General features: G+C 52.5%; 21 protein-coding genes and 1 other annotated feature. Of the genes, 10 read left to right on the forward strand and 11 right to left on the reverse strand.

Going from position 1 to position 21,050, the window contains the following annotated elements:
• Positions 1-144 precede the first annotated feature (144 nt).
• The 4 genes from gndA to ugd all read left to right on the forward strand — a co-directional run bounded on the left by gndA (position 145) and on the right by ugd (position 5,018).
• Positions 145-1,551, forward strand: a complete 1,407-nt coding sequence (gene gndA, locus ACOTZF_RS07890; RefSeq protein WP_062934702.1) for an NADP-dependent phosphogluconate dehydrogenase — start codon at positions 145-147, stop codon at positions 1,549-1,551.
• A 92-nt stretch (positions 1,552-1,643) separates the two neighbouring features.
• Positions 1,644-2,732: a dTDP-glucose 4,6-dehydratase gene (gene rfbB / locus ACOTZF_RS07895; RefSeq protein ID WP_062934703.1), complete on the forward strand. Its 1,089-nt coding sequence runs from the start codon at positions 1,644-1,646 to the stop codon at positions 2,730-2,732.
• Positions 2,729-3,610 (forward strand): glucose-1-phosphate thymidylyltransferase RfbA, encoded by an 882-nt coding sequence (gene rfbA, locus ACOTZF_RS07900; RefSeq protein ID WP_058683792.1) that lies wholly within the window; start codon positions 2,729-2,731, stop codon positions 3,608-3,610. Before rfbB ends, rfbA begins: the two co-directional genes overlap by 4 nt.
• A gap of 241 nt (positions 3,611-3,851) precedes the next feature.
• Positions 3,852-5,018: a UDP-glucose 6-dehydrogenase gene (gene ugd, locus ACOTZF_RS07905; protein WP_013097850.1), complete on the forward strand. Its 1,167-nt coding sequence runs from the start codon at positions 3,852-3,854 to the stop codon at positions 5,016-5,018.
• A 51-nt stretch (positions 5,019-5,069) separates the two neighbouring features.
• On the opposite strand, the gene ACOTZF_RS07910 is transcribed toward ugd, so the two are convergent.
• Positions 5,070-6,074: an NAD-dependent epimerase gene (locus ACOTZF_RS07910; protein WP_038979595.1), complete on the reverse strand. Its 1,005-nt coding sequence runs from the start codon at positions 6,072-6,074 to the stop codon at positions 5,070-5,072.
• Positions 6,075-6,266: 192 nt separating this feature from the next.
• Here ACOTZF_RS07910 and wzzB point away from each other — a divergent pair, with 192 nt between their 5' ends.
• Positions 6,267-7,247: an LPS O-antigen chain length determinant protein WzzB gene (gene wzzB / locus ACOTZF_RS07915; RefSeq protein WP_129318049.1), complete on the forward strand. Its 981-nt coding sequence runs from the start codon at positions 6,267-6,269 to the stop codon at positions 7,245-7,247.
• Positions 7,248-7,285: 38 nt separating this feature from the next.
• On the opposite strand, the gene hisIE is transcribed toward wzzB, so the two are convergent.
• The 9 genes from hisIE to hisL form a co-directional block, all read right to left on the reverse strand.
• Positions 7,286-7,897: a bifunctional phosphoribosyl-AMP cyclohydrolase/phosphoribosyl-ATP diphosphatase HisIE gene (gene hisIE / locus ACOTZF_RS07920; protein ID WP_129252238.1), complete on the reverse strand. Its 612-nt coding sequence runs from the start codon at positions 7,895-7,897 to the stop codon at positions 7,286-7,288.
• A complete protein-coding gene (gene hisF, locus ACOTZF_RS07925) occupies positions 7,891-8,667 on the reverse strand; it encodes an imidazole glycerol phosphate synthase subunit HisF (RefSeq protein WP_013097847.1) in 777 nt (258 codons plus the stop codon). The genes hisIE and hisF overlap by 7 nt, the downstream gene beginning before the upstream one ends.
• On the reverse strand, positions 8,649-9,386 hold the full coding sequence (gene hisA, locus ACOTZF_RS07930) for a 1-(5-phosphoribosyl)-5-[(5-phosphoribosylamino)methylideneamino]imidazole-4-carboxamide isomerase (RefSeq protein ID WP_062857358.1): 738 nt from the start codon (positions 9,384-9,386) through the stop codon (positions 8,649-8,651). The genes hisF and hisA overlap by 19 nt, the downstream gene beginning before the upstream one ends.
• Complete coding sequence (hisH, locus tag ACOTZF_RS07935; protein WP_129252240.1) at positions 9,386-9,976, reverse strand: imidazole glycerol phosphate synthase subunit HisH; 591 nt, start codon at positions 9,974-9,976, stop codon at positions 9,386-9,388. The genes hisA and hisH overlap by 1 nt, the downstream gene beginning before the upstream one ends.
• Entirely contained in the window at positions 9,976-11,043 is a 1,068-nt protein-coding gene (gene hisB / locus ACOTZF_RS07940; RefSeq protein ID WP_020686233.1) for a bifunctional histidinol-phosphatase/imidazoleglycerol-phosphate dehydratase HisB, read from the reverse strand. The genes hisH and hisB overlap by 1 nt, the downstream gene beginning before the upstream one ends.
• A complete protein-coding gene (hisC, locus tag ACOTZF_RS07945; protein ID WP_046888371.1) occupies positions 11,040-12,101 on the reverse strand; it encodes a histidinol-phosphate transaminase in 1,062 nt (353 codons plus the stop codon). The genes hisB and hisC overlap by 4 nt, the downstream gene beginning before the upstream one ends.
• Positions 12,098-13,402, reverse strand: a complete 1,305-nt coding sequence (gene hisD, locus ACOTZF_RS07950) for a histidinol dehydrogenase (RefSeq protein WP_045903292.1) — start codon at positions 13,400-13,402, stop codon at positions 12,098-12,100. The genes hisC and hisD overlap by 4 nt, the downstream gene beginning before the upstream one ends.
• 5 nt (positions 13,403-13,407) lie before the next feature.
• Positions 13,408-14,307, reverse strand: coding sequence for an ATP phosphoribosyltransferase (gene hisG / locus ACOTZF_RS07955; RefSeq protein WP_000886595.1), 900 nt, complete (start codon positions 14,305-14,307; stop codon positions 13,408-13,410).
• Between the two features lie 45 nt (positions 14,308-14,352).
• Positions 14,353-14,476, reverse strand: a sequence feature (His leader region).
• Positions 14,452-14,502, reverse strand: a complete 51-nt coding sequence (gene hisL / locus ACOTZF_RS07960; RefSeq protein WP_001364200.1) for a his operon leader peptide — start codon at positions 14,500-14,502, stop codon at positions 14,452-14,454. (Overlaps the previous feature by 25 nt.)
• Before the next feature lie 175 nt (positions 14,503-14,677).
• Between hisL and ACOTZF_RS07965 the strand changes: the two genes are divergently transcribed.
• The 4 genes from ACOTZF_RS07965 (at position 14,678) to ACOTZF_RS07980 (ending at position 18,101) form a co-directional block, all read left to right on the forward strand.
• Entirely contained in the window at positions 14,678-15,502 is an 825-nt protein-coding gene (locus ACOTZF_RS07965) for an SDR family oxidoreductase (RefSeq protein ID WP_013097842.1), read from the forward strand.
• Between the two features lie 41 nt (positions 15,503-15,543).
• Complete coding sequence (locus ACOTZF_RS07970) at positions 15,544-16,473, forward strand: LysR substrate-binding domain-containing protein (RefSeq protein ID WP_129318175.1); 930 nt, start codon at positions 15,544-15,546, stop codon at positions 16,471-16,473.
• A 217-nt stretch (positions 16,474-16,690) separates the two neighbouring features.
• Entirely contained in the window at positions 16,691-16,753 is a 63-nt protein-coding gene (yoeI, locus tag ACOTZF_RS07975) for a membrane protein YoeI (RefSeq protein ID WP_099458931.1), read from the forward strand.
• On the forward strand, positions 16,743-18,101 hold the full coding sequence (locus ACOTZF_RS07980) for an APC family permease (RefSeq protein ID WP_013097840.1): 1,359 nt from the start codon (positions 16,743-16,745) through the stop codon (positions 18,099-18,101). The genes yoeI and ACOTZF_RS07980 overlap by 11 nt, the downstream gene beginning before the upstream one ends.
• A gap of 121 nt (positions 18,102-18,222) precedes the next feature.
• Here the strand turns inward: ACOTZF_RS07980 and sbcB are convergent, their stop codons facing one another.
• The gene (gene sbcB, locus ACOTZF_RS07985; RefSeq protein ID WP_370626664.1) at positions 18,223-19,659 is read right to left on the reverse strand and encodes an exodeoxyribonuclease I; all 1,437 of its coding nucleotides are present in this window, start codon (positions 19,657-19,659) and stop codon (positions 18,223-18,225) included.
• 198 nt (positions 19,660-19,857) lie between these two features.
• On the opposite strand from sbcB, the gene dacD reads away from it, so the two are divergent.
• Positions 19,858-21,024: a serine-type D-Ala-D-Ala carboxypeptidase DacD gene (gene dacD / locus ACOTZF_RS07990; RefSeq protein WP_013097838.1), complete on the forward strand. Its 1,167-nt coding sequence runs from the start codon at positions 19,858-19,860 to the stop codon at positions 21,022-21,024.
• Positions 21,025-21,050 lie beyond the last annotated feature (26 nt).

Below are 21,050 nucleotides of genomic sequence, written 5' to 3' on the forward strand. Positions count from 1 at the left end.
AATACGCGGGTTTTATATGGTTTAAGACCATTCTAAATAAGACATCTATTGCTACCTTCTGGACTCTAACCTGAGTTAACATGTTCTTCACTTTACCCGCCGGCTCCTTTACGGCGGGGTATCCACACCTGACAGGAGTATGTAATGTCCAAGCAACAGATCGGCGTTGTCGGTATGGCAGTGATGGGGCGCAACCTGGCGCTCAACATCGAAAGCCGTGGTTATACCGTCTCCGTTTTCAACCGCTCCCGTGATAAGACCGAAGAAGTCATCGCTGAGAATCCGGGTAAGAAACTGGTTCCTTTCTATACGGTTAAAGAGTTTGTTGAATCTCTGGAAACGCCTCGTCGTATCCTGTTAATGGTGAAAGCGGGCGCAGGTACCGATGCAGCCATCGATTCCCTGAAACCTTATCTGGACAAAGGCGACATCATCATTGATGGTGGTAACACCTTCTTCCAGGACACCATTCGTCGTAACCGTGAACTCTCTGCTGAAGGTTTCAACTTCATCGGTACCGGTGTTTCCGGTGGTGAAGAGGGTGCGCTGAAAGGCCCATCTATCATGCCTGGCGGCCAGAAAGAAGCGTACGAGCTTGTTGCGCCAATCCTGACCAAAATCGCTGCGGTTGCGGAAGATGGTGAGCCGTGTGTGACCTATATCGGTCCGGACGGTGCAGGCCACTATGTTAAGATGGTTCACAACGGCATCGAATACGGCGATATGCAGCTGATTGCTGAAGCCTACTCTCTGCTGAAGGGGGGCCTGAACCTCTCAAACGAAGAACTCGCAGAGACCTTTACCGAGTGGAACAAAGGCGAGCTGAACAGCTATCTGATCGACATCACCAAAGATATCTTCACGAAGAAAGATGAAGAGGGTAAATACCTGGTCGATGTGATTCTTGACGAAGCGGCGAACAAAGGTACCGGCAAATGGACCAGTCAGAGCTCTCTGGACCTGGGCGAACCGCTGTCTCTGATCACCGAATCCGTATTTGCTCGCTACATCTCTTCTCTGAAAGATCAGCGCGTTGCGGCTTCCAAAGTGCTGTCTGGTCCGCAGGCTAAACCAGCTGGTGACAAAGCGGAATTCGTTGAGAAGGTTCGTCGTGCTCTGTACCTGGGCAAAATCGTCTCTTACGCGCAAGGTTTCTCTCAGTTGCGCGCGGCTTCTGACGAAAACAGCTGGGATCTGAACTACGGTGAAATCGCGAAGATCTTCCGTGCAGGTTGCATCATCCGCGCCCAGTTCCTGCAGAAAATCACCGATGCCTATGCTGAAAATGCAGGTATCGCGAACCTGCTTCTGGCACCTTACTTTAAGAAGATTGCTGACGAATATCAGCAGGCGCTGCGTGATGTGGTTGCATACGCTGTACAGAATGGTATTCCTGTGCCGACCTTCTCCGCTGCAGTGGCGTACTACGACAGCTATCGCGCTGCCGTACTGCCTGCCAACCTGATCCAGGCGCAGCGTGACTACTTCGGTGCGCATACGTATAAACGTACGGATAAAGAAGGTGTGTTCCACACCGAATGGCTGGATTAATCTAATTAGTTCTGCCATTCCATCAAGCCCGGTAGCGATACCGGGCTTTTTTATCTCGCCAAGTCCACTCACTTTTGAACGGAATAGATTGCGTGAAAATTCTCGTCACCGGTGGTGCCGGTTTTATCGGTTCCGCGGTTATCCGACATATTATTAATAATACTCAAGATTGCGTTGTTAACGTTGATAAATTGACCTATGCCGGTAATCTGGAATCCTTGCGTGAAGTAAGCGATAGTGACCGCTATGTTTTTGAACATGCTGATATATGCGACAAAATTGCAATGGAAAAGATTTTTGCCGCTCATCAACCCGATGCAGTAATGCACCTGGCGGCAGAAAGCCATGTTGATCGCTCTATAACTGGGCCAGCTGCATTTATTGAAACAAATATTGTTGGCACTTACGTCCTGTTAGAAACGAGTCGCGCTTACTGGTCTGCACTGGATGAGCGGGCTAAATCGACATTTCGTTTTCACCATATTTCAACAGATGAAGTTTATGGCGATTTACCCCATCCTGATGAGCATCACAGCTCCTCTTCGTTACCGCTCTTTACCGAAAAAACAGCGTATGCGCCAAGCAGTCCCTATTCCGCATCAAAAGCATCAAGCGATCATTTAGTTCGTGCATGGATCCGCACCTACGGACTGCCGGGGATTGTCACTAACTGCTCCAATAACTATGGTCCTTTTCATTTCCCTGAGAAATTAATTCCACTCGTCATCCTTAATGCTCTCGAAAATAAGACATTACCTATTTATGGCAAAGGTGACCAGATCCGCGATTGGCTATATGTTGAAGATCATGCACGTGCGTTGTATACCGTTCTGACAACAGGTAAAACTGGCGAAACATATAATATTGGCGGCTACAACGAGAAGAAAAATATTGAGGTAGTTCATACAATATGCGATCTGCTGGATGAAATTGTACCTAAAACAACCTCTTATCGGGACCAGATCACCTACGTAACCGATCGTCCTGGACATGATCGTCGTTATGCCATTGATGCCCGTAAAATTACAGCTGAACTAGGTTGGAAACCTCAGGAGACGTTTGAGAGTGGCATTCGAAAAACAGTCGAATGGTATTTGAACAACCAGGAATGGGTTTCTAATGTTCAAAGTGGTGCTTACAAAAGCTGGATTGAGCAGAATTATGGAGAGCGCAAGAAATGACGAAGCGTAAAGGTATCATTTTAGCTGGCGGTTCTGGTACGCGTCTTTATCCCGTAACGATGGCGGTAAGTAAACAGCTCCTGCCAATTTACGATAAACCGATGATCTATTACCCGCTTTCTACGTTGATGCTGTCGGGTATCAAGGACATTTTGATTATCAGCACGCCACAAGATACGCCTCGTTTCGAACAATTGCTGGGGGATGGCAGCCAATGGGGATTGCGTCTGCAGTATAAAGTACAGCCGAGTCCTGATGGACTGGCGCAGGCCTTTATTCTGGGTGAAGAATTTATCGGTGATGACAATTGTGCTCTGGTGTTAGGTGACAACATTTTCTATGGCCATGATTTACCCAGATTACTCGAGGATGCAGCCAGCCAGGAAAAAGGCGCGACCGTTTTTGCCTATCATGTCAGTGACCCGGAGCGTTATGGTGTCGTTGAATTTGATAAAGAAGGTGTAGCAATTGGCATTGAAGAAAAGCCTGAAAAGCCGAAGAGTAATTACGCGATAACCGGCCTCTATTTTTATGATAATGATGTTATTGAGATGGCCAAAACCTTACGCCCGTCGGCACGTGGTGAGCTTGAAATAACAGACATCAATCGTCTTTACATGCAGAAGGGACAATTGTCGGTAGCGATGATGAGACGCGGTTATGCCTGGCTTGATACCGGAACACATCAGAGTATGATCGAGGCGAGCAACTTTATTGCCACTATCGAAGAACGGCAGGGGCTGAAAGTATCCTGTCCTGAAGAGATTGCTTTCCGTCGGGGATTCATCAATGCGGAGCAGCTTCAGTTGCTTGCCGAGCCATTAAAAAAGACGGGTTATGGTCAATATCTACTAAATCTCATTAAGGGATTAGTCTGATTTGAGCTCAACTGGTAATTTTCTTTTTTTTTAGCTCGGATAGTCGTCAAATGCAGCGTTGATGCTGGTGTAAAGGCGACTAACATGGCGTTTGGATGGTTCCTGATACGGAGAAATAGCCCTTGCCTGGCAGGGTGTGAATCTTGACAGGGAATTGGCATTAGCGCTAAAAATCCACCAGTTAATCATTGTGGTGGGCCTTTGAATGTCACCAGAAACTCATACTGAAGAAGTCAAGTAAATGAAAATAACAATCTCCGGAACAGGCTATGTTGGACTCTCGAACGGTATTCTGATTGCCCAGAACCATGAAGTGGTTGCGCTGGATATCGTGCAGTCCAAAGTGGATATGCTCAACCAGAAGAAATCGCCAATTGTTGACAAAGAAATCCAGGATTATCTTACTCATAAAGAACTGAATTTCCGCGCTACTACGGATAAAGAAGATGCCTACCGCGATGCGGATTACGTCATCATTGCCACTCCTACCGACTACGATCCGAAAACGAATTATTTCAACACATCCACTGTAGAAGCGGTCATTAAAGACGTTATCACAATCAACCCGAACGCGGTGATGGTGATTAAGTCAACCATTCCGGTAGGTTTCACTAAATCCATTAAAGAAGAGTTGGGCATCGATAACGTCTTCTTCTCGCCAGAGTTCCTGCGCGAGGGCAGGGCGTTATACGATAACCTGCATCCTTCCCGTATCGTGATTGGTGAGCGTTCTGAACGTGCTGAGCGCTTTGCTGCCCTACTGCAGGAAGGAGCAATTAAGAAAGATATTCCGGTACTGTTTACCGACTCCACTGAAGCGGAGGCGATTAAGCTTTTCGCAAATACCTACCTGGCAATGCGTGTCGCTTACTTCAACGAACTGGACAGCTACGCTGAGAGCCTGGGTTTGAACACCCGCCAGATTATCGAAGGCGTTTGTCTCGATCCGCGCATTGGTAACCACTATAACAACCCGTCATTTGGCTACGGTGGTTACTGCCTGCCAAAAGATACCAAGCAGCTGCTGGCCAACTATCAGGCTGTGCCAAACAACCTGATTTCAGCGATTGTGGATGCCAACCGCACGCGTAAGGATTTCATTTCTGATTCCATCCTCGCGCGTCAGCCGAAAGTGGTGGGTGTATATCGTCTGATCATGAAGAGCGGTTCCGATAACTTCCGCGCCTCGTCCATTCAGGGGATCATGAAGCGTATTAAAGCGAAGGGTGTTCAGGTCATTATTTATGAACCTGCAATGCAGGAAGATGAGTTCTTCCATTCACGCGTGATTCGCGATCTGGATGCATTCAAGCAGGAAGCGGACGTGATCATCTCTAACCGCATGGCAGCAGAACTGGCAGACGTGGCGGATAAAGTGTATACCCGAGATCTGTTTGGTAGCGACTGATATTTGCGTTAAGCACGTAAAAAACCCGGCCAGTGTGCCGGGTTTTTTGTTTTAGACGTTGTAGAAAGCGCGATACCAGTCCACGAAGTTTTTCACCCCGTCTTTGACTGAGGTCTGCGGTTTAAAGCCAATAACGTCATACAACGCTTTCGTATCCGCGCTGGTTTCCAGCACGTCACCTGGTTGAATCGGCATCATGTTTTTCTCTGCTTCTCTGCCGAGTGCTTCTTCCAGCGCCGTAATGTAATCCATAAGCTCAACCGGAGAGCTGTTACCAATGTTATAAACGCGATAAGGCGCGGAACTGGTCGCCGGCGAACCGGTTTCGACAGTCCAGTTTTCATCAGCCTGAGGGATGACATCCTGTAGGCGCAGAATAGCTTCGGCGATGTCATCAATATAGGTAAAGTCGCGCTTCATCTTGCCGTAGTTGTAGACATCGATGCTTTTGCCTTCGATCATCGCCTTTGTAAACTTAAACAGCGCCATGTCCGGACGTCCCCACGGGCCATACACGGTAAAGAAACGCAGACCAGTGGTCGGCAGGTTATACAGATGGGAATAAGTATGCGACATCAGCTCATTGGCTTTTTTGGTCGCCGCATACAGTGACACCGGGTGATCTACGGAGTCGTCAGTGGAGAACGGCATCTTGCGGTTCAGACCATAAACGGAGCTTGATGAGGCATACAGCAGGTGCTGTACCTTGTTATGGCGACAACCTTCCAGCACGTTAAGGTGACCGACCAGGTTAGCATCCGCATACGCGTGCGGATTTTCCAGCGAGTAACGCACACCTGCTTGTGCGGCCAGATGTATCACGCGATCAAACTTCTCAGAGGCAAACAGCGCTGCCATGGCTTCACGATCGGCTAACTCCATCTTGTGGAAGGTGAAATTCCCGGATTTCAGTAAATCCAGACGTGCCAGCTTGAGATTGACGTCGTAGTAGTCGTTCAGATTATCAATACCGACGACCTGGTGTCCGGCATCCAGCAAGCGTTTGCTGACATGCGATCCGATAAAACCTGCCGCGCCCGTAACCAAAAATTTCATATCTTCCTCGTTAACTCTTCGTTCTTGTCGATGCCTGAGACATCAGAATTGCTATATGATAGCGCGTTGGCCGCGAGTTATATAACCCATCTTTCCGATATAACTCATCGGATTCTGATAGAAAAATCGCTGGCAACAGATACACTATGTAGACATCACTTTTTTTGCCCTTTTTCATCTGTTAGGGATTGTATGACGCAGAACAACAATACTCCGGTTAATAGCAGTAATGGTCCGGAGCAAATTGATTTACTTGATTTAGTGCTACAGCTGTGGCGTGGAAAGTGGGTAATTGGCGCTTTTGTTGCTGTTTTTATCATCATTGCGGGTATTTACATCACCGTTGCAAAAGAAAAATGGACCTCGTCGGCGATTATTTCCCAGCCAGATGCGGCACAGATTGCCACTTATGCGAATGCACTGAATATCCTTTACGGTAGTGCTGCTCCTTCAATGCAGGATATCCAAAACCGTGCCATTGGCCGTTTCAATTCGTCGTTTTCTGCTTTAGCTCAGGCGCTCGAAAACCAGGAGATTCCAGAAAAACTGACCATCGATTCTAGCGTTAAAGGGCAAGCGTTGCCGTTGAGCGTCACGTATGAAGGTGAATCTGCTGAAGCTGCGCAGAAGCAGCTGGCGCAATACATTCAGCAAGTAGACGAGCAAACTGCGAAGGAACTTGCGCTCGATCTTAAAGATAACATTAAGCAGCAGATTACCACGCTAAATGACTCTCTTGAAAACCAGGAGAAAGTTGCTCAGGAGCAAAAAGATCTGCGTATCCAACAGATCACTGAGGCGCTTAAGAATGCGGAAGCGGCGAAAATTACCACCCCGCAGATCCAGCAAACTCAGGACGTGACTCAGGAAACCATGTTCCTGCTGGGAAGCGAAGCGCTGAAATCGATGATTGATAACGAAGCGTCTCGTCCACTGGTCTTCCCTGGTGCGTATTATCAGACCAAACAAAACTTACTGGATATTGAAAAGCTGAGCGTGAAGCCGGACACCATTCATGTCTATCGTTACGTCATGAAGCCGGATCTTCCTATCCGACGTGACAGCCCGAAAAAGGCCATCACGTTAATTCTGGCAGTCTTGCTCGGTGGGATTATCGGTTCTGGTGTGGTTCTCGGCCGCAACGCGTTGCGTAACTACAAACCAAAAGCCTGACTTGCAGATAAAAAAACCGGGGTAATTCCCCGGTTTTTTTATTTATGCCGCTTACGAAGATTCTCAATCACCGCCGTCAAATCCAGCTCTTGATCCTGCAGCAGCACCAGCAGGTGATACATTAAATCAGACGCTTCATTGGTCAGCTCTTCGCGGTCATGCACCGTCGCGGCCAGCGCGGTCTCAACGCCTTCTTCACCCACTTTCTGCGCAATACGCTTGGTGCCGCTTGCATACAGCTTCGCCGTATACGAGCTGGAAGGATCTGCCGTTTTACGCTCAGCTAGTAATTGTTCCAGTTGATACAGGAACAGCCACTGGTGGCTTGCCTCTCCGAAGCAACTGCTGGTGCCTTTATGGCAGGTCGGACCGATGGGGTTAGCCAGAACCAGCAGAGTATCGTTGTCGCAATCCGGCGTAATGCTAACCACATTCAGGAAGTGGCCAGAGGTTTCCCCTTTGGTCCACAGGCGCTGTTTCGTGCGCGAGAAGAAGGTCACTTTGCCGCTGTCGATCGTTTTCGCCAGCGCCTCCTGGTTCATGTATCCCAGCATCAGCACTTCACCGGAAACGGCATGCTGGACAACCACGGGCAGTAATCCGTCCGTTTTTTCCCAGTCCAGCTGCGCCTGTTGTTGCTCTGTTAACATACCCTGATCTCCACGCCCTGGTCGGCCAGGTACGTTTTTAACTCACCAATATTTATAATCTGTTTGTGGAACACGGAAGCCGCCAGCGCGCCGTCAACGTTCGCATCGCGGAAGGCTTCCAGGAAGTGTTCCATAGTGCCCGCGCCGCCGGAGGCGATCAGCGGTACGTGACAAACCGCACGCACTTTTTTTAGCTGTTCCAGATCGTAACCGTTACGCACGCCGTCCTGGTTCATCATGTTCAGCACAATTTCGCCCGCGCCACGTTTCTGTACTTCCTGAACCCAGTCCAGCGTCTCCCATTGGGTCACGCGGGTACGGCTTTCGTCGCCAGTATACTGGTTGACGTGATACTTGCCGGTGGCCGCGTCATACCAGGTGTCGATCCCGACAACAATACACTGCACGCCAAAGCGATCGGCCAGACGGGTAATCAGCTCCGGGTCGGCCAGCGCAGGGGAGTTGATTGAAATTTTGTCGGCACCAAAGGAGAGGATTTTCGCCGCATCTTCTGCAGACTTAATCCCGCCCGCCACGCAGAACGGAATATCAATCACTTCTGCGACGCGCGCGACCCAGCTTTTGTCCACCACGCGGCCATCGCTGGAGGCGGTGATATCATAAAATACCAGCTCGTCTGCACCTTCATCGGCATAGCGTTTTGCCAGTGGGACGATGTCACCGATGATCTCGTGATTGCGGAACTGCACGCCTTTTACGACCTGGCCGTCACGTACGTCCAGGCAAGGGATTATCCGTTTTGCCAGCATTGAATCGCCTCCGTCACAGTAAATTTTCCTTCCAGCAGGGCCCGGCCCACAATCACACCCTTGACGCCGGTCCCGCGCAGTGCGGCGATGTCGTTAATATCACCTATGCCGCCAGAGGACTGAAACGCCACCTGCGGATAGCGGGCGCAAACTTCTTGATATAAAGAAACGTTAGAGCCTGCCAGCGTGCCGTCGCGGGAGATATCCGTGCACAGCACGTGCTTCAGGCCAACGGGCAGATACATCTCGACCAGCGCTTCCAGCGTCACGCCGGAGTTTTCCTGCCAGCCGCTGACAGCCACCTGTTTATTACCCTGTTCATCAATACGCACGTCCAGTGCCAGCACCAGCGCGTCGGCGCCGAAGCGGCGGAACCAGCCTTTGACGGTCTCAGGATCTTTCACCGCGGTTGAACCGACCACCACGCGCGCCACGCCCGCGTCCAGCAGTGCCGCAACGTCATCTTCCGTGCGCACACCGCCACCAACCTGTACGGGGACATCCACGCCCGCCACCAGTTTTTTTAATAGTGGGATCTGGCGTTTTGCCGGATCTTTCGCGCCCGTTAAATCCACCAGGTGCAACACCTGCGCACCCTGAGCGGCATAATCCTGCAGGCGGGGCAGCGGATCGTTACCGTAGTCGCGCTGCTGGCCGTAATCACCCTGATGAAGACGAACAACCGTGCCGTCAATTAAGTCTAAAGCGGGAATAATCATCACATCTCCAGGAAGTTTTTCAGCAGCTGAGCGCCTGCGGCACCTGAACGTTCCGGGTGAAACTGCACGCCGAAGAAGTTATCTTTCTGCACTGCCGCCGTAAACGCCTCGCCATAATTGCACTGGGCGATGGTGTAGGGATTCACCGGCATGGCGTAGCTGTGCACGAAGTAGAAGTAAGAGCCATCCTCAATGCCGCGAAACAGTCTGTCACCCGCTTTCGCATAAACGCGGTTCCAGCCCATATGTGGCAGTGGTAAACCGTGATCGGCCATTTTTGGCACGTCTTCTTCAATAATACCCAGCAGTTCGACGCCGTTGCTCTCTTCACTACGACGGCCGAGCAGTTGCATACCCAGGCAAATCCCGAGCACTGGCTGGGTACAGGCTTTGATGAGATCGACCAGTTCACGCTCGTGGATCTGATCCATCGCCGCCTGCGCGGTGCCTACACCAGGCAGGAAGAGTTTGTCTGCGCGCAGCACGACGTCCGGGTCGCGGCTCACCACCGGCTCGTAGCCGTGGCGCGCAATGGCCGATTTCACGGAGTTCAGGTTGGCGCATCCGGTATCCAGAATCACCACATTCATTACAGCACTCCTTTTGATGAGGGCAGGGCGTCACCTTCCACACGAATTGCCTGGCGCAGGGTACGGCCAAAGGCCTTGAACAGGCTCTCCACTCGGTGGTGGTCGTTCTTGCCTTTGGTCTTCAGGTGTAGCGTCAGGCCCATGGTGTAGGACAATGAACGGAAGAAGTGCTCCACCATTTCGGTGCTGAGATCGCCCACGCGCTGGTAGGTGAAATCGGCTTTATATTCCAGGTGAGGACGACCGGAGATATCCATCGCACAGCGCGCCAGGCACTCATCCATTGGCAGAACAAACCCAAAACGGTTGATGCCACGTTTGTCGCCCAGGGCCAGCTTCAGCGCTTCGCCCAGCGCCAGACCGGTGTCTTCAACGGTGTGGTGATCGTCAATGTAGAGATCGCCTTTAACCGTAATCTCCATGCGGAAGCCGCCGTGGGTGGCAATCTGATCCAGCATGTGGTCGAAGAAACCCACCCCGGTGTGGATCTTGCTGCCGCCTTCGCGATCCAGCCACACCTTCACGTCAATCTGTGTCTCTTTGGTGTTGCGTTCTACGTGCGAGTAGCGGTCACGTTTGGTGAGCTGCTCGCCAATCTTCGCCCAGTTGAGATCGTCGCGGTTGTAGCGCAGCCCGGTGATGCCCATATTTTCGGCAAGCGTAATGTCGGTGGCGCGATCGCCAATGACATAGCTGTTGGCTTTATCCAGGACATCTTCCAGCAGATAGCGCTCTACCAGTTTCACCTTCGGCTTGCGGCAGTCGCACGCATCGGCAGGCAGATGTGGGCAAATCAGCACCTCATCAAATACCACCCCCTGAGAGGTGAGTACCTGCATCATCAGATTATGCGGGCCGTCAAAGTCGGCCTGCGGGAAGCTGTCGGTACCCAGACCGTCCTGGTTGGTGATCATCACCAGCTTATATCCGGCTTTCTGCAGTTTCAGCAGCACCGGGATCACGTCTGGTTCAAAAGCCAGTTTGTCGAAACGATCGACCTGAAAATCGGTTGGTGGCTCCGAAATCAGGGTGCCGTCTCGGTCGATAAAGAGGATCTTCTGGCTCATACTTTCTCCGCTTTCAGTGCGTCAATCACGCGCTGGCTCTCTGCACGGGTACCTACGGTAATACGCAGACAGCCGCTCAGAGAAGGTTGTTTATTTTGATCACGTAAGATAATGCCCTGATCCCATAAAGATTTAAATACGGCACTGGAGGCGGTAAAGCGAACCAGGAGGTAGTTGGTTTCAGAGTCGAACACCTGCTCTACGCAAGGGATCGCTTTCAGGGCGGTCACCAGGTACTGTCGTTCTTCCAGGATTTGTGCCACACGTTCACGCATCGCATTGATCCCTTGCGGGGTCAGGGCCTGAGCGGCAATGTCAGCCACGGGAGTAGAAAGCGGATACGGGGCGATCACTTTCAGCAGCAGGTCGATTACCTCTTTATTGGCCAGCGTAAATCCGCAGCGCAGACCTGCGAGCGCAAAGGCTTTCGACAGCGTACGCAGCACCACCAGGTGTGGGTACTCTTCCAGCCAGCCGGCCAGCGTCGCCTGAGGGCAGAACTCAATATAGGCTTCGTCGGCGACCACCAGTGCTTTGCCGCGGGTCATCTCCAGCAGGGTACGGATATCCTGAGGGTTGATAATTTGCCCGGTCGGGTTGTTGGGGCTACAGACAAAGACCACCTTCACGCCGTCCAGATTGTCGGCAATTCCCTGCAGGTCCAGCTGCCAGTTCTCCAGGGAGAGCACGTTACGGCACGCCACGCCAAAGGTTTCCGCGCTGACGCTGTACATGCCGTAGGTAGGCTGGCAATACATCACCGCATCTTTACCCGGCTCGCAGAACGCGCGGATCAACAGCTCAATGCCTTCATCCGCACCGCGGCTGACCAGCACCTGCTCCGGCTTCACGCCCGCATATTGCGCATAGTTTTCAATCACTGCTTTTGGCTGACACTCCGGATAACGGTTCAGCGTCTGCTGTGACAGCTCAAACTGTACCGCTGTCGGGAATTCGTTGGCGTTCAGCCAGACATCACCGTTGCCGCCCAGGCGACGAGCAGACTGATAAGGCGTCAGTCGACGGACATTTTCCCGCGCTAATTCTTCAATGTTCATGCTTGCTCCTTCAGGGCTGCAACGCGCAGCGTAACGGCGTTTTTGTGGGCGGTAAGGCGCTCGGCGGCGGCCAGCGTCTCAATGGTGGACGCCAGCGAGGCAAACCCTTCACGGGAGAGTTCCTGCACGGTCATGCGTTTCTGGAAATCGGCCAGACCCAGGCTGGAACAGGTCGAGGTGTAACCATACGTCGGCAGAACGTGGTTGGTGCCGGAGGCGTAATCGCCCGCGGACTCCGGGGACCAGTCGCCGAGGAAAACCGAACCTGCACTGGTGATGCTGTCGACCAGGTCGCGCGCGTTGCGGGTCTGAATAATCAGGTGCTCCGGGCCGTACTGGTTGGAGATAGCGATGCACTGGTCAAGATCGCGTGCCACAATCAGGCGGCTGGAGGATAACGCCTGGCGTGCCGTGTCGGCGCGGGGTAAATCGGCAAGCTGACGCTCTACGGCTTCACCCACGCGTTTGGCCATATCGGCATCTGGCGTCAGTAAAATCACCTGAGAATCCGGGCCGTGTTCCGCCTGGGATAACAGGTCAGACGCCACAAAATCCGGCGTGGCGCCGCTGTCGGCAATCACCAGCACTTCCGACGGACCCGCGGGCATATCAATGGCCGCGCCATCAAGACGCTGGCTCACCTGGCGCTTGGCTTCGGTGACAAAGGCGTTGCCCGGGCCAAAAATTTTGTCGACCTTCGGGATAGATTCAGTGCCAAACGCGAGGGCAGAAATCGCCTGTGCGCCGCCGACTTTAAACACTTCCTGCACGCCGCAGAGTTTTGCAGCATAGAGAATTTCATCGGCAATTGGTGGTGGGGAGCAGAGCACCACTTTCTGGCAACCTGCAATACGCGCCGGGGTGGCCAACATTAATACGGTTGAGAACAGCGGGGCGGAGCCGCCAGGGATGTAAAGACCCACCGAGGCGACCGGACGGGTCACCTGCTGGCATCGCACGCCCGGCAGCGTTTCCACATCAACGGTCTGCAGTTTCTGCGCGACGTGGAAGGTCTCGATGTTTTTCACCGCGACGGCCATTGCCTGTTTGATGTCTTCATCCAGACGATTGCTGGCATCAATGATTTCCTGTTCGGTAACCTTTAATGCATCAACTTCCGTTTTATCAAACTTTGCGCTGTATTCCCGCAGCGCGTCATCGCCACGGGTTTTGACGTTATTCAGGATCTCCGTCACGGTACGGGTGATGCTTTCGGAGGCGCTGATGGCCGGGCGCATTAACAGCTCGCGCTGCTGTTCGTCAGTACACTCATTCCAGGTAATGATAGTGTTAAAGCTCATGGCAATTACTCCATCATCTTCTCAATTGGCAGCACCAGAATGGAGCTTGCGCCCAGTGCCTTCAGTTTTTCCATGGTTTCCCAGAACAGCGTTTCGCTACTGACCATGTGCATCGCCACACGCTGCTGATCGCCCGCCAGTGGCAGAATGGTAGGGCGCTCAGCACCTGGCAGCAGGGCGATCACTTCGTCCAGACGTTCGGTTGGTGCATGCATCATGATGTACTTGGATTCACGCGCCTGAATCACACCCTGAATACGGGTCAGCAGTTTGTCGATCAGCTGCTGCTTGGCGTCAGCCATTTCGCCGTCACGCTGGATCAGGCACGCTTTGGAGCGGTAGATCACTTCCACTTCGCGCAGGCCGTTCGCTTCCAGAGTGGCACCGGTGGAGACGAGGTCGCAAATGGCATCCGCCAGGCCCGCACGCGGCGCGACTTCAACAGAGCCGTTAAGCAGACAGGATTTAAACTGCACGCCTTTCTGATCCAGATAGCGTTTTAACAGGTGAGGGTAGGAGGTAGCGATGCGTTTGCCGTTCAGCGCGGCCGGGCCATCCCAGGCTTCATCAACCGGTGTTGCCAGTGACAGGCGGCAGCCGCCGAAGTCCAGGCGACGCAGGGTGAAGTAACGCGGATCTTCACCCTGAGCGCGACGGGTCAGGAGCTCTTCTTCCAGCACGTTTTCACCGATGATGCCAAGGTCAACGACACCGTCCATTACCAGGCCCGGGATATCGTCATCACGCACGCGCAGAATGTCGATGGGCATGTTTTCAGCCAGGGCAATCAGGCGCTGGGTGTGCAGGTTGATTTTAATCCCGCAGCGGGCCAGCAGTTCGCGTGAATCATCACTTAAACGGCCTGATTTTTGAATAGCTATGCGTAAACGTGAGTTATCTAACATTCTGTGTTCCTCGTTAACCTGTTTTAATCTGTCTGAATTTGGTCCAAAAAAAAGCCCCCGGAAGAAGATCTTCCGGGGGCTTTTTCATGCGTTCATGCACCACTGGAAGATCCAAACGTCTTCCAGCACACATCGCCTGAAAGACTAGTCAGGATGATGGTGATGATGGTGGTGTTTAAATTGAACGCGTGTCATAAAAATTCTCGATGAATGCTTATTCATTTGATGTCTTTTAACCTAAACCAGTTGTATGACACATTGCAAGGGCTTTTTTTGATCATTAATTCATTTCATATTGATGCTATGAATTGTGTGTTCTGCTGCGCTGGCGTAGCCTTATGAGAGACGAGTGAGAGTCAGGAGAATTCACATGAAAAAGGTCGCGATTGTCGGTTTAGGATGGCTGGGAATGCCGCTGGCGATGTCATTAGCCGCGAAAGGCTGGCATGTGACCGGGAGCAAAACCACGGCGGATGGCGTGGAGGCGGCGCGCATGTGCGGTATTGATGGCGTCGAGCTGCGTCTTGAACCAGAGCTGGTATGTGATACTGACGATCTGGACACGCTGATGAATGTGGATGCGCTGGTCATTACGCTTCCCGCGCGTCGCAGCGGCCCGGGCGAATCATTCTATCTGCAGGCGATGCAGGAGATTGTCGACAGCGCACTGGCACACGATGTGCCGCGTATTATTTTTACCAGCTCAACCTCGGTCTACGGTGATGTTGAAGGTGTGGTGAAGGAGACTACCGAGCGCCGTCCTGTTACCGCGAGCGGAAAAGTGTTGAAAGAGCTGGAAGACTGGCTGCACAACCTGCCGGGAACGCAGGTTGATATCCTGCGTCTGGCGGGGCTGGTTGGCCCTGGGCGACACCCGGGACGCTTTTTTGCCGGCAAGTCTGCCCCCGATGGGCAACATGTGGTGAATCTGGTGCATCTAGACGATGTTGTCGGGGCAATTGAGCTCCTCTTACAGGCTCCAAAGGGTGGGCACATCTATAATATATGTGCACCCTCTCATCCTGCGCGAAGCACATTTTACCCGCTGATGGCGCGTCAGTTGGGTCTGGCGCCACCCGTTTTTGGTGAGACAAAGGACGAAAGCAAAGGCAAAATTGTTGATGGCAACCGCATTTGTCATGAGCTGGGTTTTGAGTATCAGTATCCCGATCCGCTGGTGATGCCCATGGCATAAGTCCTCCGGCGGAATCCCTCGCACACCGGAAGGGGGCGAACATGAAACCGCTGCTGGATGTTCTCATTATTCTGGATGCACTGGAAAAAGAAGGCAGCTTTGCGGCTGCCTCAGCGAAGCTCTACAAAACCCCTTCAGCGCTGAGCTACACGGTTCATAAACTGGAAAGCGATCTGAATATCCAGATCCTCGATCGCTCTGGCCACCGGGCCCGCTTTACCCGCACCGGACAAATGCTGCTGGAAAAAGGGCGTGAAGTGCTGCACACCGTCCGCGAACAGGAAAAACAGGCCATCAAACTTCATCAGGGCTGGGAAAATGAACTGGTGATTGGCGTTGACGATAATTTTCCGTTTTCCCTTCTGACGCCGCTGATTGAAGCGTTTTATCAGCGTCACAGCGTGACCCGGCTGATTTTCATTAATGGTGTGCTGGGCGGCTCCTGGGAGGCCTTGGTTCAGGGGAGGGCGGATATCATCGTCGGCGCATTACATGAACCTCCTCAACTGAGCGATTTTGGGTTTGCCCGCCTCGGGATACTTGAGCAAGTTTTTGCGGTTGCTCCGCATCATCCGCTGGCCCGGGAGCCTGAGCCCATTAACCGGCGCGTTATTAAAGGTTACCGTGCCATTGTGGTGGGAGACAGCTCGCGGCCGGAATGTGCCATATCGTCGCAGCTGCTTGATGAGCAGGAGGCCATTACCGTTTTTGATTTTAAAACCAAGCTGGAATTGCAAATTAGTGGGCTGGGTTGCGGCTATTTACCTCGCTATCTGGCGCAGCGATTTCTTGATAGCGGCGCGCTGATTGAAAAACAGGTTCTGGCTCAAAGCAGTAATGAATCGGTCTGGGTTGGCTGGAATGAACAAACGGCGGGGTTAGCCAGCGCCTGGTGGCGGGACGAAATTTTAGCAAATAGTGCTATCGCCGCTGTCTATACGCAGAGCAGCGTCCACAAATCAGCCAGTTAGCGCAGGAATATTTACAATGCCTTTGTAAAGTATTGCGTTTTGTATCTGATGTGGGGCAAAATGCGCCGCAGCAACCAAAGGAATAATCGACGATATAAAAGGCGTCGGTTATTTTTTTTTGCATGTATGAAACGAAACTAAAAACCAAGAGGCCGGGCTTCGTACCGGATAGATATTTACTAAAATCCGACAGTTGTTGTCGCTGAGGAAGAAAGAAATGGGGCAATTTTTCGCTTACGTGGCGGTTATCACCGTAAAGGAGAATAACTATGTCGCATAACGCAACTCCAAACACCTCTCGCGTGGAATTACGTAAAACACTTACGTTGATTCCGGTTGTTATGATGGGCCTTGCCTATATGCAACCAATGACGCTGTTCGATACATTCGGTATCGTATCAGGCCTTACTGACGGTCACGTGGCAACGGCGTATGCCTTTGCACTGGTCGCTATTCTCTTTACAGCGCTGAGCTACGGTAAACTGGTTCGCCGTTTCCCGTCTGCAGGCTCTGCCTACACCTATGCCCAGAAATCCATTAGCCCGGCGGTTGGCTTTATGGTGGGCTGGTCATCCCTGCTGGACTACCTGTTCATGCCGATGATCAACATTCTGCTGGCAAAAATTTACTTCGAAGCGCTGGTACCTTCCGTACCGTCGTGGCTCTTTGTTGTTGCGTTAGTGGCCTTTATGACCATCTCTAACCTGCGCAGCATTAAGACCGTGGCGAACTTCAACACCCTGATTGTTATTCTGCAAATGGGTATTGTTGCGGTTATTGTGGGTTTGATCATTTACGGTGTTTCTCACGGTGAAGGCGCGGGCACGCTGGTCAGCTCTCGTCCGTTCTGGTCTGAAGGGGCACATGTGGTGCCGATGATCACCGGTGCGACTATTCTGTGCTTCTCGTTCCTGGGCTTCGACGGTATCTCTTCTCTGTCTGAAGAGACCAAAGATGCAGAACGCGTGATCCCACGAGCCATTTTCCTGACTGCGTTGATTGGTGGCATGATCTTCATTGGTGCCTCCTACTTCCTGCAGCTCTACTTCCCGGATATCTCTCGTTTCAAAGAGCCGGATGCTTCACAGCCTGAAATCATGCTGTATGTAGCAGGGAAAACCTTCCAGTGGGGCGTACTGATCTTCTCCAGCGTTACCGTTCTGGCTTCTGGTATGGCTGCGCATGCTGGGGTTTCTCGCCTGATGTATGTAATGGGTCGTGACGGTGTGTTCCCAACCCGTTTCTTCGGCTACGTTCATCCGAAATGGCGTACTCCGGCGTGGAACGTGCTGTTGGTTGGCGCAATCGCCCTGATGGCTATTAAATTTGACCTGGTGACGGCAACGGCACTGATTAACTTTGGTGCGCTGGTGGCCTTTACCTTTGTTAACCTCTCCGTGATCTCGCAGTTCTGGATCCGTGAGAAGCGCAACAAAACGCTGAAAGACCACTTCAATTACCTGGTTCTGCCAATGTGCGGTGCGCTGACGGTCGGTGCATTGTGGATTAATCTGGAAGAGAGCTCTATGATTCTGGGGCTGATCTGGGGTGGTATTGGTCTGGTTTACCTGGCCTGCGTGACGAAGAGCTTCCGTAACCCTGTTCCTCAGTACGAAGACGTTGCGTAATACCGTGTCGGGTGGCGGCTACGCTTACCCGACCGACAAAACCCGTAGGCCCGCGTAAGCGCAGTGCCACCGGGCAAAAAAAACCGGAGACCATCGTCTCCGGTTTTTTTATCGCTGAATTTCAGACTATCTCTTGTACGTACTTGAACAGTGCTTTTAGTAGCGCCTGCTTCTCTTCATTCCCTTCGTATTGGCCGTAAAGCATCTCCAGCTCCTGTGCATACCCGTGCAGATATTCAGGCGTAAACACATTACGACGATGCTGCAGCCAGCGTTCCTGCTCAGCTTCATCCAGCGTGCCAGGATAGTTACGCGCGCGGTAGTTAAACATCAGCTTCTCAATGCGTTTATCCGCAAAGGTGATGTCCAGCGCGGGCAGGTTACGCGGTTCAGTTTGCAGGACGATGTTCATCGCAGCACGGTCGGCATCGCTGAAGAAGCCGTTATACAGCTGCGCATCCACGTTTTCGGACGGCACGAATGGCTCGGCTTCGGCAAATATGGCGACGACTTTCTCGCGCACCTGCGGATTTTCGCGCAGTATTTTAAGGTTATCCAGGCAGTGCTGGCGGTTGATCCCGAGCCTGTCGGCATCTTCCGGGCGCAGCGTATTGGCCTGCGCCAGCACGGGACATTTATTGATATGCACCAGTTTGACCGGCACCGCGGGCAGGTCTCCCAGCGCATCTTTCGGGGTATAGAGGCGCTCACGCAAGGTATCGCTGTCGAGCTCCAGCAGCGGGGAGATATCCCCGGCTAAATCCACCATGATGACCGCGTTACGGTTATCCGGGTGCCAGGCCAGCGGTGCCACCCAGCTGGTGTTGCCGCGCCAGGCACCAAACATGCCGGAGATATGCACCAGCGGTTTCATCTGCGGCACATCAATCAGCGTCATCAGTTTCTGCTTACTGCGATGACTCAACAGATACTCAAACAGTCGTGGTTGTGCGGTTTTAACGAGCTTCGCCATGGCAATGGTGGCGTAGACGTCGGCCATCGCGTCGTGGGCATTACTGTGCTCAATGCCGTTGGCGCGCGTCAGGTGCTCCAGCCGGAAGCTTGGCAATCCGTCTTCGTTCTCTGGCCAGTTAATCCCCTCCGGACGCAGGGCATAACAGGCACGCATGATATCCAGCAAATCCCAGCGCGAATTGCGGTTCTGCCAGCTCCAGGCGTAGGGATCGTAGAAGTTGCGGTAGAAGATGTTGCGCGTCACTTCATCATCGAAACGGATATTGTTATACCCGACCACGCAGGTATGGGGAACGGTGAACAGATCGTGGATACGGCGGGCGAACTCTGCCTCGTTAACGCCTTTTTCCCGCGCTTCCTGGGGCGTTATCCCCGTGACCATGACAGCGCCGGGCTGCGGCAGGTAGTCATCGGCAGGTTTGCAGTAAAAGACCTCTGGCTCACCAATAATATTGAATTCGTCATCAGTGCGGATGGCGGCAAACTGCGCCGGTCGGTCCAGCGCCGGGTGGGTGCCAAAGGTTTCGTAGTCGTGGAATAAAAAAGTCGGGCGTGCGGCAGAGTCAGACACCAGTAATACCATCCTGTTAAAAAGTGACGTCACTATGGTAAACGATCGTGAGGGACAGACCGAATAAAAAGCGCCGCCATGCTGCAAATTTGCGAGCGTGGTTCCGGGAAAAACATGCTTTCTGTCACATTTTTTTGCAATTAAGCCAGGTAACGACACCAGAACTCCCGTAAAAAGGTCATCGATTTTTAATGACCTGAGGATATACCGTTGAAACGCCGTCTGTTTATTGCTGTTTCTTTACTCGCTTCGAGTGTCTCATCTGCTTTTGCGGCCGATCCGCTGGATTTTTCGCCGCAGCCTCCGGCCATTCAGGCCGGCTCCTGGGTACTGATGGATTACACTACGGGTCAAATCTTAACGGCGGGCAACGAACATCAACAACGCAACCCGGCGAGTCTCACCAAGCTGATGACCGGCTACGTTGTTGACCGCGCTATTGATAGCCACCGCATTTCCCCGGATGACATTGTCACCGTCGGGCGCGACGCGTGGGCAAAAGGTAACCCTGTCTTTGACGGTTCGTCACTGATGTTCCTGAAAGAGGGGGACCGCGTTTCTGTGCGCGACCTCAGCCGCGGTCTGATTGTTGATTCCGGTAACGACGCCTGTGTGGCGTTGGCGGATCACGTGGCTGGTGGTCAGCCGCAGTTCGTGAAGATGATGAATGACTATGTGCAAAAGCTGAATCTGCGTGATACGCACTTCGAAACCGTTCATGGTCTGGATGCCCCAGGCCAGCACAGCTCTGCGTATGATCTGGCCGTGCTGTCCAGGGCCATCATCCACGGCGAGCCTGAGTTTTATCATATGTACAGTGAAAAGAGCCTGACCTGGAACGGGATCACGCAGCAAAACCGTAACGGTCTTCTCTGGGATAAGACCATGAATGTGGATGGTCTGAAAACGGGGCACACGTCAGGGGCCGGATTTAACCTGATTGCTTCCACCGTTGACGGCCAGCGTCGCTTGATCGCTGTAGTGATGGGGGCAGACAGTCCGAAAGGGCGTGAGGATCAGGCCCGTAAACTGCTGCACTGGGGACAACAGAATTTCGATACCGTGCAGATCCTGCATAACGGTAAAAAAGTGGGTACCGAGCGGATCTGGTACGGCGATAAAGAACAGGTGAACCTGGGCACCGACCAGGATTTCTGGCTGGCATTACCGAAAGCAGAAGTACCGAACATCAAGGCAAAATACGTGCTGGATACAAAAGAGCTGGAAGCGCCGATAGCCGCCCATCAGCGGGTAGGTGAGATCCAGTTATACGACCGCGATAAAGTGGTCGCTCACTGGCCGCTGGTGACGCTGGAGCGTGTTGATAAAGGTGGCCTTTTCTCCCGTCTGAGTGATTACCTGCACCACAAAATCTAACTTTTCTGAGCAGACTGGCAGGGTTG

Source organism: Enterobacter cloacae complex sp. SHL021, assembly GCF_049237765.1.
In the GTDB taxonomy this organism is placed as follows: Bacteria; Pseudomonadota; Gammaproteobacteria; order Enterobacterales; family Enterobacteriaceae; genus Enterobacter; species Enterobacter cloacae.

What these genes read in the sequence shown, in the direction of transcription:
- gndA (WP_062934702.1), top strand. Translation starts at nt 145, where the DNA reads ATGTCCAAGCAACAGATCGGCGTTGTCGGTATGGCAGTGATGGGGCGC.
- rfbA (WP_058683792.1), top strand. Translation starts at nt 2,729, where the DNA reads ATGACGAAGCGTAAAGGTATCATTTTAGCTGGCGGTTCTGGTACGCGT.
- ugd (WP_013097850.1), top strand. Translation starts at nt 3,852, where the DNA reads ATGAAAATAACAATCTCCGGAACAGGCTATGTTGGACTCTCGAACGGT.
- ACOTZF_RS07910 (WP_038979595.1), bottom strand. Translation starts at nt 6,074, where the DNA reads ATGAAATTTTTGGTTACGGGCGCGGCAGGTTTTATCGGATCGCATGTC.
- wzzB (WP_129318049.1), top strand. Translation starts at nt 6,267, where the DNA reads ATGACGCAGAACAACAATACTCCGGTTAATAGCAGTAATGGTCCGGAG.
- hisIE (WP_129252238.1), bottom strand. Translation starts at nt 7,897, where the DNA reads ATGTTAACAGAGCAACAACAGGCGCAGCTGGACTGGGAAAAAACGGAC.
- hisF (WP_013097847.1), bottom strand. Translation starts at nt 8,667, where the DNA reads ATGCTGGCAAAACGGATAATCCCTTGCCTGGACGTACGTGACGGCCAG.
- hisA (WP_062857358.1), bottom strand. Translation starts at nt 9,386, where the DNA reads ATGATTATTCCCGCTTTAGACTTAATTGACGGCACGGTTGTTCGTCTT.
- hisH (WP_129252240.1), bottom strand. Translation starts at nt 9,976, where the DNA reads ATGAATGTGGTGATTCTGGATACCGGATGCGCCAACCTGAACTCCGTG.
- hisB (WP_020686233.1), bottom strand. Translation starts at nt 11,043, where the DNA reads ATGAGCCAGAAGATCCTCTTTATCGACCGAGACGGCACCCTGATTTCG.
- hisC (WP_046888371.1), bottom strand. Translation starts at nt 12,101, where the DNA reads ATGAACATTGAAGAATTAGCGCGGGAAAATGTCCGTCGACTGACGCCT.
- hisD (WP_045903292.1), bottom strand. Translation starts at nt 13,402, where the DNA reads ATGAGCTTTAACACTATCATTACCTGGAATGAGTGTACTGACGAACAG.
- hisG (WP_000886595.1), bottom strand. Translation starts at nt 14,307, where the DNA reads ATGTTAGATAACTCACGTTTACGCATAGCTATTCAAAAATCAGGCCGT.
- ACOTZF_RS07965 (WP_013097842.1), top strand. Translation starts at nt 14,678, where the DNA reads ATGAAAAAGGTCGCGATTGTCGGTTTAGGATGGCTGGGAATGCCGCTG.
- ACOTZF_RS07970 (WP_129318175.1), top strand. Translation starts at nt 15,544, where the DNA reads ATGAAACCGCTGCTGGATGTTCTCATTATTCTGGATGCACTGGAAAAA.
- ACOTZF_RS07980 (WP_013097840.1), top strand. Translation starts at nt 16,743, where the DNA reads ATGTCGCATAACGCAACTCCAAACACCTCTCGCGTGGAATTACGTAAA.
- sbcB (WP_370626664.1), bottom strand. Translation starts at nt 19,659, where the DNA reads ATGGTATTACTGGTGTCTGACTCTGCCGCACGCCCGACTTTTTTATTC.